Genomic DNA, 13,017 nt, shown 5'->3' with positions numbered 1-13,017 from the left:
CATAAGCGGCCTTCAATTTGACCGCTAAGCTACGAATTCAAATCCGTTTCATTCTAAAGGACTGCTTAAAAGACTGTATTTCAATAATTTCAAAGACCGATTAGCTAACTTTTATTGGACAGTAGTGTCTTCAAATAGTAAATTGTAAAATAGCATAATAGTAATGAAACAGATTGCCATACTCGGTTCTACCGGTTCCATCGGTACACAAGCGTTGCAGGTCATCGAAGAACATCCCGACCAGTACGAAACATACGTATTGACCGCCAACAATCGCGTAGAGGAACTCATAGCCCAAGCACGCAAATTCAAGCCTGAGGCAGTGGTAATAGCCAACGAATCGAAATACACGCAACTGAAAGAAGCGCTTGCCGACCTGCCTATCAAGGTATATGCCGGCTCAGATGCTCTCTGCCAGATTGTGACCGAAAATCCCATTGACATGGTATTGACCGCCATGGTGGGATATGCAGGGCTGAAGCCTACCATGAATGCCATCCGCGCCCGCAAGCCGATAGCCCTTGCCAACAAAGAGACACTGGTGGTAGCGGGAGAGCTCATCAATGACCTGGCACGCTTCAGCGGTGTCCCCATCCTGCCCGTCGACTCCGAGCACTCCGCCGTTTTCCAGTGCCTGGCCGGTGAGATAGGCAACCAAATAGAAAAAGTGATACTGACTGCCTCCGGAGGTCCGTTCCGCACCTGCACCATGGAGCAACTGGCAACCGTCACCAAAGTGCAAGCACTGAAACACCCCAACTGGGACATGGGCGCCAAAATCACGATAGACTCTGCTTCCATGATGAACAAAGGGTTCGAGGTAATCGAAGCCAAATGGCTGTTTGGTGTACGTCCCGACCAGATAGAGGTCGTGGTACATCCGCAATCCGTCATCCACTCCATGGTACAGTTTGAGGACGGTGCCGTGAAAGCACAACTAGGAATGCCGGACATGCGTCTGCCCATCCAGTACGCTTTCTCCTACCCCGACCGGTTGAAAGCCTCTTTCCCGCGCCTGGACTTCAAGCTGTGCACGGAACTGACATTCGAGCAACCGGACACCACCCGTTTCCGCAACCTCGCCCTGGCCTACGAAGCTCTGCATCGTGCAGGCAACATGCCTTGCATTGTCAATGCCGCCAATGAAGTGGTGGTAGCCGCCTTCCTGCAAGACAAAATTTCGTTCCTTGGCATGAGTGACGTAATAGAAAAGACCATGTCGCGCGTATCCTACTTGCAGAAGCCCACCTATGAAGACTATGTGGCTACGGATACCGAAGCCCGACGGATAGCAGAAGAACTGATTTGACAGATATATTGGAATGAAAAGAATTATAAAAAACATCTACTCATTTGATACGTTAAATAAGAAAACGTACCTTTGCGAAAATTATAAAAATCGTAAAACAGCAAATAATTGATGGAAACATTCTTGATTCGTGCCCTGCAACTCATTATGAGCCTTTCGTTGCTCGTTATTATTCATGAGGGAGGGCACTTTCTTTTTGCGCGTCTATTCAAGACGCGGGTAGAAAAGTTCTGCTTATTCTTTGACCCTTGGTTCACATTATTCAAGTTCAAGCCCAAACACAGTGATACGGAATATGGTATCGGGTGGCTACCCTTAGGCGGCTATGTAAAAATAGCAGGCATGATAGACGAATCTATGGATACCGAACAGATGAAGCAACCCATGCAACCATGGGAGTTTCGTGCCAAGCCGGCATGGCAGCGCCTGCTGATTATGGTGGGCGGTGTATTGTTCAACTTCCTGCTCGCATTGTTCATCTATTCCATGATACTTTTTACTTGGGGCGACGAATATATACCAGTACAAAAAGCCCCATTAGGTATGGACTTTAACGAAACTGCCAAATCCATAGGCTTCCGCGACGGTGATATTCTAATATCTGCCGACGGGGTACCGTTCGAACGCTATGACGGCGACCTGCTGACCAGTATTGTCGATGCCCGTCAGGTAAGCGTACTGCGTGACGGGAAAGCCGCTTCAGTCTACATCCCCGAAGACATGATGAACCGCTTGCTGGCAGACAGTGTGCGTTTCGCCAGTTTCCGTTTCCCTTATGTAGTGGACAGCCTGATTGTAGGATACCCTGCCGCTTCCGCCGGCCTGCAAGTAGGTGACAGTATCACCCACTTGGATGGAAAGCCTATAGCCTACTACGACTTCAAAGAAGAAATGCTGAAGCGCAAGAAAGCCAATGCATCCCATGAGGTAACCTTGACATACGTCCGTAACGGTGTGACAGATACTTTGAGCATGATAACCAATGCCGACTATGAAATAGGTGTAGCAGCACGTACGGAAACCGACAAACTGCTCCCTGTTGTCCGCAAGGAGTACAGCTTCCTTTCCTCCTTCCCTGCCGGCATATCCTTGGGAGTAAAGACTCTGAAAGGCTACGTGGGCCAGATGAAATATCTATTCTCTAAGGAAGGAGCCAAGCAACTCGGAGGTTTCGGAACCATCGGCAGCATTTTCCCCGCCACGTGGGACTGGCACCAGTTCTGGTACATGACGGCATTCCTCTCTATCATCCTTGCCTTTATGAATATTCTGCCCATCCCCGCACTGGACGGCGGACACGTTTTATTCCTCATTTACGAAATCATTGCACGCCGCAAGCCCAGCGACAAGTTTATGGAACGCGCACAGATGGCAGGCATGTTCCTCTTGTTCGGTTTGCTGATTTGGGCAAACTTCAATGATATACTAAGGTATTTCTTCTAAAAAAAAGGACTGCCGAGCGTACTAAAAAACGCATCATCCATTCGCAGTAGAACGGATGATGCGTTTGCATCAAACAGATGATGTGTTCGGGACAAGCCGACGATGCGTTTGAACCAAACACGTCATCTGCTTTTTTCGTATCCTTATACCAAGTGAGCAATCCACTCTTCACGGTCGCCCGGAAGCAGGTCTATTACCGGAACTTCAACCATTGTATAGCAACCCGGCTGCTGACGCATAGCGGCACGCGCCACACATACCAGCACTTGTGCCGTGAGGGCAGGATTATTGATGCGCATGTTGAACTCAAATAGCTGGTTCTGCGTCTTGCCGGACACCCCTTTACGGGTCAGGTTTACCCCATGCCCCATATCAAGCAGTGCATCCACACTCGGAACCAATTTCACATGTGTCTCGTCATTCACGAAGTACGGGTCGGCTTTGATGGCGGCAGCCACCTGGTCAAATTCGTAACCATCCTTCAGCTCGATGTACACCATACGGCGGTGAATGCCGGTTCCCGTGGGAATAGTCATGGAAAGGGCGGCTTTCACCCCTTCGATGGCCTTCACAGCCACGGTGTGTCCCATGCTCATGCCCGGACCAAAATTAGTATAGGTAATGCCCTTCGGAGCAATAGCTTCCAGCATGGTACGGACGATAGAGTCACTACCCGGATCCCAGCCGGCAGAAATGATGGATACCGTATTATGCTTTTTAGCCTCTGCATCCAGTGTACGGCGCAAGGCAGTGATACCCGTATGGATATCGAAACTGTCCACAGTATGAATGCCTAAAGCAAGAATCTCCTTTGCATACTCTTCCACCTTGCGGGTAGGCGTACAAAGGATAGCCACATCCACATCTTTCAACTCCTTGATATTCTTCACAACGGGATATCCGCCCAGCTCCGCAGGACAGTTTTCAGCTCCGGCACGGCGCACTACACCGGCAATTTCAAAATCGGGAGCTACTTGCAGGGCTTCGAACACATAGTGCCCGATATTACCATAGCCAACAATGGCTGCTCTTACTTTTTTCATTCTTTTTATGAATTTATTTATCAGTTTTCTACTTTATCGGCGCAAAAGTAATCATTTTAATTTATTATATCGGCAAAAGTCTCTGCTGTTTCACACAGTTTTTCTTTTTTTAGTGTGTGAAAGTCCAATAATAATTCATACATTCGCAGATGATATGTGCGCAAGGCGCATTTTAGGCCAACAAGCAAAAAAATTATGATAGAATACATCAAAGGCGGGATTGCCGAACTAAGTCCGGCAACCGCAGTAATAGATTGCAACGGACTGGGATACGGTGTCAATATTTCATTGAACACGTATGCCGCCATCCAAGGCAAAAAAGAATGCAAGCTATATATATACGAAGCTATCCGTGAAGACGCCTATGTCCTCTACGGCTTCGCCGACAAGCAGGAACGCGAACTATTCCTGCTGCTCATCTCCGTGTCAGGAATCGGCGGAAACACAGCCCGCATGATTCTCTCGGCACTCTCGCCATCCGAACTGATAAATGTCATCAGCACGGAAAACGCCAATCTGCTGAAAACAGTCAAGGGCATCGGACTGAAAACTGCCCAACGGGTGATTGTGGACTTGAAAGACAAAATCAAGACCGGCAGTGTGGCAGCCGACAATACCGGAACCATGGGTACTCTCATATCGGCCGCCAACACGCAAGTACAGGAAGAAGCCGTAGCTGCCCTTACCATGTTGGGCTTTGCACAAGCCCCCTCACAAAAAGTGGTACTTGCCATTTTGAAGGAAGAGCCAAGTGCACCGGTAGAACAAGTCATCAAACTGGCATTAAAGAGATTATGACAACAATCCACATACAACATTGGTTAAAGGCCAATCAACGTACTCGTATATTGCCAACGGACAAATGGTATCTGGACTTTGCCACAAGTATCCTACCCTCCGTCGAAGCCTCTCCCCTATTCTGTAAGGAAGACCGCCACGTGCGAGCCAATACAGCCATTGCTCTCGGCATGTACTTTCAAGATGCCATTGCCCAAAACGGAGGATGGAAACTTTTCACCGAAGCACACCAGAAAATATACGGAACTCATCTGCCGTTTTATCTGCTGACCGATAATTACGTGCCCGATGAAATAAATCCGGAAGACATAGCATTCGTACTATGGACCTTGAAATCACAGCCTGGCTCTCCCAACCAGAACTACACCCTGTTCAGCCCTTATGACAAAGAGCTACTTGCGCTGAGCCAAACTGTGTACAAACTGATGGACGCACGTTTTGAAGAAGCTCCCATCCGAGAAGAAGCATCCTCCTGTCTTTGGGTGACGGGAACCGACTTGCCGGACATGCCTATTACTCCGCTTCCGGAAGTCACTCCGGAAACCAAGTTGGGCAACCTGACCTCCCGCTGCCTGGAATACAGCAAAGGGAAACCGTTGCTATATTTCACCAACTATAAAGAGCTATGTACTTTCTTCGTCGATATACTGGGATGGGAAAACAAACCATCGGCACTGCTACCCGACTTGGAGCATAAAAAGGAATTCGTAATCTATGCCAACACCAAAGGTATGCTCATAGCCCACAACGTAGCTGCCTGCTTCCGTGAAGCGCATAACCCGATGTATGATGCCAAGCGTGCGGCAGCGGAAGGATATGATATGTTCTGCCAACCCGGCTATTGCCCCTTCGACCTGCTGAAATACGGAATGGCAAAAGGAATTCTACCCGACGTGGAACTCCCCTTCCCGAAAGGAAAAGAAATACTGCAACAAAACTGGGACTTCATAGCCCGCTATTATCTACGTGAATATTATGAAGGCGAATAATCATTTTGGAATAAAACCCAAACGAAACAACAAAACCAAGCCAATCGGTAAACGAATTGGTAAATCAAAACCTTCGAAAGCGAACAATCAGCTTAACAGAAGGGTCAAATAATAAAAAATGGATTATTGATAATTGCCATGCGGTTTCACGAAACACACTGCACAGTTCAATTATCAGTTATCCATTTTCCCATTATCAAAGTTCCACAATCTCTTCCTTGCACAACGTCAGTTTCTCTACTCCATCTGCCGTTACGACCCAAGAGTTTTCGATACCGACGGGACCGATGCCCGGCAAAACAATCTTTGGCTCCAATGCAAAGACCATGCCCGGTTCCAGTTCCTGCTTCACGCGCGGAGCCAATACCGGCATTTCATTTATTTCCAGACCGACACCATGTCCGATGAACTTAGCCTTTTGAGTGGTTCCCATAAAGTTATCGGCAAAGCCTGCTTTGGTGACAATATTGACAGCAAGATTGTAAAGGTCCTCACAAACGGCTCCCGGTTTCACCTTTGCTACAACAGCCTCTTGTATGTCCAGACAAACCTGATGGGCAACGTATGCATTTTCCGGCAACTTTCCGATGGAAAATACGCGGCTCATGTCGCCCATATAACCATAAAAGTTTCCTCCCATATCGACCATAAAGCTATGACCGGGCTTCAACAGTGCACCGTTTACGCTAATAGGCAGTGACGGGTCAAGTCCCTCGCCTCCCAAAGCAAAGTCATAGGGGGCAGGCACAGTGGCATTGTCTCCTGCCAACAGACTTCCCATAAAAATTTCCATGCTTTGCCCGAATGTACGAAAAATGCCCAGACAACCTTCCAAACGCATCAAGCGCTCTATTTCTATGGATAACCGGCAATCTGTCATTCCCGGTCTGTAAACCGAAGGTATTTGTTCATAAGCCTTGGCATGTGCAATGCCGGAACGACGGAACATCTCAATCTCCATTCCAGTCTTGACACTTCGGGCCTTCCGGATAAGGGCCGTACCACAAGGAAGCACCTCCGTCTCAGGGAAACAAGCAGCCAAACGGTTATATTCCGTAAAAGACAACTCGTCCCCCTCCAGCATCAATCTAGCAGGTATGGACAAGCCGCATTCCTTCAACAAATCAGGGAGTTGTTCTGGTTTACGGATAAGATGTATATGTTCCCCTTTGATATTGTTGGGACGTTTGATAAATAAACGGGCAGGAGCATTCAACGGCAAATACAGATAACCACTGACAACACGTCCGTACGTATAGATTAAATTTACATTACAAGCGATAAGAGCGGCATCAATCTCTTGTTGAGCCATGAGAGAGCGTATTTTATCACGTCTCAGTTTCAATTCAGGTAGTAACATCTCTTTGTCATTTATGATTTCGTGCGACAAAGATACAATTTTTTCATTGAGAATGGAAAGTTAAGAATAGCACTGCATTATATAAACATGCCATAAGGCCAATTTTCCATTCTCAATAAAAAAAGTACTGCCCCATACCTTCACAGGCGTAGGGCAGCACAAACCACAAATACAAATACAACTAAACAAAGTTTTTCTCTTAGATAATTCCCTGACCCATCATGGCATGAGCCACCTTCATGAAGCCGGCGATATTCGCTCCTTTCACGTAGTTGATGTAGCCGTCAGGTTCTGTCCCATATTTTACGCATTGAGTATGAATTCCGTGCATGATGGCGTGGAGTTTTTCGTCCACTTCGGCTGCACTCCAGCTGAGGTGCATGGCATTCTGTGACATTTCCAGTCCGCTGGTAGCCACACCGCCTGCATTGACAGCCTTGCCCGGTGCATACATAATCTTGTTTTCAATGAAAAGGTCGATAGCTTCGGGCGTACATCCCATATTGGATATTTCGCCTACACATGTCACCTTGTTGTCAATGAGGCGTTGTGCATCTTCGCCGTTCAGCTCGTTCTGGGTAGCGCAAGGCAGAGCGATGTCCGCTTTCACTTCCCACGGGCGTTTGCCTGCCACGAAAGTAGAGCCGGGGAATTCGTCGGCATACGGTGCCACGATATCATTGCCCGATGACCGAAGTTCCAGCATATAATCTATCTTTTCGCCACTGATGCCATTCGGGTCGTAGATGTAACCGTCGGGACCGGAGATGGTAACCACCTTGGCACCCAGTTCGGTAGCCTTGGTAGCAGCGCCCCAAGCCACGTTTCCGAAACCGGAGATGGCAACGGTCTTGCCCTTGATATCAATACCTTTAGTTTCTAACATCTGGTTCACGAAGTACAAGCCGCCGAATCCTGTTGCTTCAGGACGAATCAACGAACCGCCAAATTCCAGTCCTTTACCGGTAAATGTGCCCGTAAATTCGCGAGTCAGCTTCTTATACATACCGAACATATATCCCACTTCACGACCACCTACGCCAATATCACCGGCAGGCACATCCATATCCGGGCCAAGGTGACGCCATAATTCCAGCATGAAAGCCTGACAGAAGCGCATGATTTCAGCATCGCTCTTTCCGCGCGGAGAGAAGTCGGAACCACCCTTACCGCCACCCATAGGCAATGTAGTCAAAGCATTCTTGAAAGTCTGCTCAAAGCCCAAGAACTTGAGGATGGAGAGATTTACGGAAGCATGGAAACGAATGCCACCTTTGTACGGGCCAATGGCATTGTTGAACTGTACACGATAGCCAAGGTTCGTCTGAACTTCACCCTTATCATCCACCCACGTAACGCGGAAAGTAAATATACGGTCAGGTTCGACCAGACGTTCTATAATTTTTGCTTTCTCGAACTCAGGATGTTGGTTATAGATATCTTCGATGGAAAGAAGAACTTCCTTTACGGCTTGAAGATATTCAGACTCGCCGGGGTGCTTTGCCTCTAAAGAGGCCATGATACGTTCGATATTCATAATATTACGTTTTAAAGGTTATTACCTTGTTAACTAAACGTTATTCAAGCAAAGTGTCAACGAATAACACCGCAAATATAGGAAAACTTTTCAAAATAGCTAAACTTTACGGTTAGATTTTGATTAAAGAATGATAAAATGTCACTCCGACATCCTCTATTCATACCTAAACGGTCTATTCTTCTCGTACTCTGTCTACAGTTCGCTATAACGGTATAAATATAGAAAATTATAATAAAAAAATAAGAAATGACGAATAATTTACGAAAAAAGACACAATCCTCACGGACTATGCCTTTCCAATTGCTAACTTCAATTGACTCTATGTCATTCTGATTATCACTACACCCCATACAAGAATGTAGCATCGTAAAGAGCAATGTAGCAATTATTACTTTTTTCATATTTCTACTTTTTATCTATACTTATACTCATTGGCGGAACTGATATCTGCAAAAAGAGAATCCAAACTCTCCAGTGATGGACATTGGCAAAAAAGATACTAAGACTTAGTACTAAAAATCCCGGAAGCCAATACTAAAAAACAGAAGAGCTAAGAGATAACTCCTTCCCAAGGCTTGGTTTTTCTATCCCAAGGCTTGGGATAGAAAAACCAAGCCTTGGGACATATATCCGCAAGATTGAAAAGAGATATCCCCAATCTCATTCCGCCAATAGGTCATTTAACATCTTTATTACTATACGCAACTCATTTCAAGTAATTATTCCGATTAGAGACAAAAGCCATCGGCAAGTGTCTTTCCATTAACAAAATCTTCCGGATAGAGGTATATGACCCATTTAACATCATTGCTTGCAGCTTTCCTTGTAAATATCGTTAGAAAGTTTGGTCAATTTAGTCTTTCCATAAGAATAATTGATTCCGCTCGTCCACTCCACTGCTGTCTTAGTAAGGATATCACCATCCAGAGATACTTCTATACCGGTATTTTTCGTTGTTCCAACGTTAACCAAAATAGTGGAACAGACAAAAGGCTATCTATTGCAGATGCACACACACCAAGCGAACATGGCAACAACATTATTATTAAAATCAAGATACGCATCATAGGGATTATACATCTAACGGAATTCATATTTCCTCTACTTCAGATAGCTTTTAAAGCTTTTATGACAGTTTTCAAACCTTGTTTTGCCTAATAATGGCTAACATTGCAACCGAAACCAAAGGTTGACATCAACATGAGAAAGACATTATTATTTTTATACCTTTTATCTCTCGGCAATATTGCCGCATACGGTCAGACACGTTTGACCCAAGACCCCAAACTGGAACGGCAACTCCACGAAAGCGGACTGATACATCAACCCCTACCCTTGGATATTGAAAACTCTTTCGAAGCCAACGGCTGGAAAAAGGAGGTCCTGCAAAGCGCTCCCCTCACCTGCTCGGCAGGTACAGAGGGATGGAGTCATTCCGGCGCAGGAAGCATGTCCTTCAGTACGGAAAAGAGCATTTCCGGAAAAGGCAGCATCAAGCTGCAATTCCCTACCTCTACCGGAAAAAGAGCGACCGGATCTCCTTCCGACCCCGACTATGCCACCTATGGAAACAGCAGTGTCACCTACCATCTGGATGGTGCCAATCTGGAGAAGTACAACCGCATTGTATTCTCCATCTACCCCGACTGCGACGGGGCACGTATCGTCAACATGAACCTCACATTCCATAATGCAGATACTCCTGCCAAGAAAGGGTACAATCCACCTTCGGGTTCGCATCTTATCAACCTTGTCAACAAGGAGTGGAACCAATGTTTCCTCGAAATAGACGAGTATCAACGCGATAAAGTAATGTCCATAAGCTTCAGCACAGCCCTCAAAGGCAAGGACCGGACAACGGGAGATTCAGCAACCTACTACTTAGACAACCTCCAGTTGCAAACAGTGAAAGCCCCCGAGAAAGTCAGCGGATGGATACCCGCCGATGGAAAAATCTCCTATTCGACAACCGGCTATGCCATCAATCACCCTAAAACCGCCCTTATCAACACAAACGTCACCATAGATGCCGGTAAACGCTTCCAACTGCTTACCACGGACGGAAAAGTGGCTTACGAAGGAGACATCCGGGAAGAGACAACCACCCTCGGACGATTCGGTCTCATCGACTTCACCTCCTTCGACCTTCCCGGAGAGTATCGGCTGAAAGCCGGCAATTCATTGACCCCTGCCTTTCGGATTGGAGAACGGCTTTGGGAAGATTCACAATGGAAAGTGCTGAATTTCATCTTTTGCCAACGCTGCGGGCATCCGGTTCCCGGCAAGCATGCCTCCTGCCACGCAGACTTGATGTCCCGGCATGACGGACGCAGTATCTCCTACTCCGGTGGATGGCACGATGCGGGCGATTTGTCCCAGCAGACCCTGCAGACGGGAGATGTGGCTTTTGCCCTGCTCGAAGCCTATAATAAACAAAGAAACATCAATCCCGCCCTCGCCGCCCGCCTGCGTGAAGAAGCGGAATGGGGAATAGAGTTTATCCTGAAGAACCGCTACGGTGATGGCTACCGTGCCAGCAGCATGGGATTGCTAATCTGGCAAGACGGTGTGTTCAACACACTGGATGACATCTCTTCCGTACGTGTACAGAACATGGCATTCGACAACTTCCTCTATGCCGGATACGAAGCTTACGCCGCCATGACGCTGGACAACGACCCGATGCTACAGGAATATCTGCTGCGCGTGGCCGAAGAAGATTTCGCTTTTGCCATGGAGAAGTTCAAAAAAGACGGCTTCGACAAGTTCATCCAGCCTTACGAACACAGCTACAATACTTCGAAAAGCCAGTACATGGCTACCATCTCCTGGTCGGCAAGCCAATTATACAAGCTGACCGGAAATCCTTCTTATGCGGACATCGCCACCGAATACATCCGCTACACCCTCGACTGCCAGCGTACGGAACCGCTGAAAGACAAAGACAAGACACGCGGATTCTTCTACCGGGACAAATCCCGCAAATCCATCGTACATTACATACACCAGTCGCGCGAGCAGGTCTATATGCAGGCCATGGTGATGCTTTGCGAAACCCAGAAGGAACACCCCGATTACCCCAAATGGGTGAATTCCATACAACTATATGGAGACTATCTGAAAGGAATAATGAAGTATACCCATCCCTACGGCATGATTCCAAGCGGTGTTTACCATGCGGAGGAATATAAAGATACCACCAACTTCTATGCTCTCCATCTGTTTCCACCTGCCAATGCCAAGGAACTGTACACGGAACAGATTAAACGAGGAGTACAACTGGACAAAGAGCACTACATGAAACGCTTCCCCGTGTGGTTCAACATCTTCAACGGCAATACCGCCATCCATCTTTCCAACGGAAAGTCCGCCGCCATCTGCGGAAACTTCCTGAAGGACAAGGAACTGCTCAACATCGGTCTGGAACAGTTGTACTGGACCGTAGGCAAGAATCCTTTCGGACAATCCTTGATTTATGGAGAAGGACACAACTATCCGCAACTGAATACCTTCTCTTCGGGAGAAATGACAGGAGAGATGCCCGTTGGTATCCGTACCCTGGGTAACGACGATGTCCCCTATTGGCCGCAAACCAACAATGCCTGTTATAAAGAGGTATGGGTTACCTCGGCAGGCAAATGGCTGTCTCTGATTGCGGAATATTAGATAATGGAAAATTAATAACTTACAAATTACAAATTATGAAACATCTGCTTATTTTATTGTTCACGGCTTGCACCCTTCTGACGTATGCACAAGCTCCCGAAGGTTATCCCGCAAACTATGCCAAGGCTCCCCGCTTCAAGGCCTTGATTTACTACACGCAACATGCGGAAGAAGCACACGTACAATTTGCAGAACAAGCAACCACTTTCTTCAAGAAGCTCAATTACGGTGACGGCTTTGTTCTGGATATTACTACCGATTTTTCAAAATACCCATACGAGAAACTGAAAGGATACAATGTCATTATCATGCTTAACACATCCCCCAACACCAAGGCCGAACGCGATGCTTTTGAGCAATACATGGAAAACGGAGGCGGTTGGATAGGCTTCCACGCAGCTGCCTACAACGACAAAAACACGCATTGGCCCTGGTTCGTTAAGTTTCTTGGTGGTGGGGTGTTCTATTGCAACAACTGGCCTCCCCAGCCGGTATTGGTCGAAGTCGACAACGAAGAACATCCCGTTACCAAGAATCTGCCTGCATCATTCGTGGCTCCCGCCAGCGAATGGTACCAATGGACTCCCAGCCCCCGCCAGAACAAGGACGTAGAAGTACTCTTGTCCCTATCTCCCAAGAACTATCCACTGGGTATCAAGGATGTAGTGAATTTTGGCGACTTCCCCATCGTATGGTCCAACAAGAATTACAGAATGATTTACCTGAATATGGGGCATGGTGACGAAGAGTTTATCGACGGTACACAGAACCTGCTATTGGTTAATGCTTTCCGCTGGGTAGTGAGCAAAGACAAGAACGGTGACCCGTTCCTCAAATGAAACAGTTCCCATAACAGTAATCAAAAGAAT

The 13,017-nt window shown here is 47.0% G+C and carries 9 protein-coding genes; 6 read left to right on the top strand and 3 right to left on the bottom strand.

Features of this window, described 5'->3' with window-relative positions; translation table 11 throughout:
• Positions 1 to 163: 163 nt before the first annotated feature.
• Together HU824_RS11650 and rseP are read left to right on the top strand one after the other, a co-directional pair.
• Positions 164 to 1,309: a 1-deoxy-D-xylulose-5-phosphate reductoisomerase gene (locus HU824_RS11650; RefSeq protein WP_176468939.1), complete on the top strand. Its 1,146-nt coding sequence runs from the start codon at positions 164 to 166 to the stop codon at positions 1,307 to 1,309.
• A gap of 111 nt (positions 1,310 to 1,420) precedes the next feature.
• Positions 1,421 to 2,752, top strand: coding sequence for an RIP metalloprotease RseP (gene rseP / locus HU824_RS11645; protein ID WP_136010307.1), 1,332 nt, complete (start codon positions 1,421 to 1,423; stop codon positions 2,750 to 2,752).
• A gap of 143 nt (positions 2,753 to 2,895) precedes the next feature.
• On the opposite strand, the gene HU824_RS11640 is transcribed toward rseP, so the two are convergent.
• On the bottom strand, positions 2,896 to 3,795 hold the full coding sequence (locus tag HU824_RS11640) for a diaminopimelate dehydrogenase (protein ID WP_176468938.1): 900 nt from the start codon (positions 3,793 to 3,795) through the stop codon (positions 2,896 to 2,898).
• 195 nt (positions 3,796 to 3,990) lie between these two features.
• Here HU824_RS11640 and ruvA point away from each other — a divergent pair, with 195 nt between their 5' ends.
• Together ruvA and HU824_RS11630 are read left to right on the top strand one after the other, a co-directional pair.
• Positions 3,991 to 4,593, top strand: coding sequence for a Holliday junction branch migration protein RuvA (ruvA, locus tag HU824_RS11635; protein WP_176468937.1), 603 nt, complete (start codon positions 3,991 to 3,993; stop codon positions 4,591 to 4,593).
• Positions 4,590 to 5,582 (top strand): DUF3843 family protein, encoded by a 993-nt coding sequence (locus tag HU824_RS11630; protein ID WP_176468936.1) that lies wholly within the window; start codon positions 4,590 to 4,592, stop codon positions 5,580 to 5,582. Before ruvA ends, HU824_RS11630 begins: the two co-directional genes overlap by 4 nt.
• Before the next feature lie 196 nt (positions 5,583 to 5,778).
• Here HU824_RS11630 and HU824_RS11625 read toward each other — a convergent pair whose 3' ends face one another.
• Positions 5,779 to 6,942: a Xaa-Pro peptidase family protein gene (locus tag HU824_RS11625; RefSeq protein WP_136010302.1), complete on the bottom strand. Its 1,164-nt coding sequence runs from the start codon at positions 6,940 to 6,942 to the stop codon at positions 5,779 to 5,781.
• 199 nt (positions 6,943 to 7,141) lie between these two features.
• Positions 7,142 to 8,479 carry an NADP-specific glutamate dehydrogenase gene (gene gdhA, locus HU824_RS11620; protein ID WP_136010301.1) on the bottom strand — a complete coding sequence of 446 codons (1,338 nt, stop codon included), beginning with the start codon at positions 8,477 to 8,479 and terminating at the stop codon, positions 7,142 to 7,144.
• 1,203 nt (positions 8,480 to 9,682) lie between these two features.
• Here gdhA and HU824_RS11615 point away from each other — a divergent pair.
• Together HU824_RS11615 and HU824_RS11610 are read left to right on the top strand one after the other, a co-directional pair.
• Positions 9,683 to 12,148: a glycoside hydrolase family 9 protein gene (locus tag HU824_RS11615; protein WP_176468935.1), complete on the top strand. Its 2,466-nt coding sequence runs from the start codon at positions 9,683 to 9,685 to the stop codon at positions 12,146 to 12,148.
• A 35-nt stretch (positions 12,149 to 12,183) separates the two neighbouring features.
• Positions 12,184 to 12,987, top strand: coding sequence for a ThuA domain-containing protein (locus HU824_RS11610; RefSeq protein WP_176468934.1), 804 nt, complete (start codon positions 12,184 to 12,186; stop codon positions 12,985 to 12,987).
• Positions 12,988 to 13,017 lie beyond the last annotated feature (30 nt).

Origin of the sequence: Bacteroides sp. L10-4 (assembly GCF_013373675.1) — a bacterium.
In the GTDB taxonomy this organism is placed as follows: Bacteria; Bacteroidota; Bacteroidia; order Bacteroidales; family Bacteroidaceae; genus Bacteroides; species Bacteroides muris.
Note: the sequence above shows the minus strand (reverse complement) of the source record. Positions and strands in the feature narration are given on the sequence as shown.

What these genes read in the sequence shown, in the direction of transcription:
- HU824_RS11625 (WP_136010302.1), bottom strand. Translation starts at nt 6,942, where the DNA reads ATGTTACTACCTGAATTGAAACTGAGACGTGATAAAATACGCTCTCTC.
- ruvA (WP_176468937.1), top strand. Translation starts at nt 3,991, where the DNA reads ATGATAGAATACATCAAAGGCGGGATTGCCGAACTAAGTCCGGCAACC.
- HU824_RS11640 (WP_176468938.1), bottom strand. Translation starts at nt 3,795, where the DNA reads ATGAAAAAAGTAAGAGCAGCCATTGTTGGCTATGGTAATATCGGGCAC.
- HU824_RS11630 (WP_176468936.1), top strand. Translation starts at nt 4,590, where the DNA reads ATGACAACAATCCACATACAACATTGGTTAAAGGCCAATCAACGTACT.
- HU824_RS11610 (WP_176468934.1), top strand. Translation starts at nt 12,184, where the DNA reads ATGAAACATCTGCTTATTTTATTGTTCACGGCTTGCACCCTTCTGACG.
- HU824_RS11650 (WP_176468939.1), top strand. Translation starts at nt 164, where the DNA reads ATGAAACAGATTGCCATACTCGGTTCTACCGGTTCCATCGGTACACAA.
- HU824_RS11615 (WP_176468935.1), top strand. Translation starts at nt 9,683, where the DNA reads ATGAGAAAGACATTATTATTTTTATACCTTTTATCTCTCGGCAATATT.
- gdhA (WP_136010301.1), bottom strand. Translation starts at nt 8,479, where the DNA reads ATGAATATCGAACGTATCATGGCCTCTTTAGAGGCAAAGCACCCCGGC.
- rseP (WP_136010307.1), top strand. Translation starts at nt 1,421, where the DNA reads ATGGAAACATTCTTGATTCGTGCCCTGCAACTCATTATGAGCCTTTCG.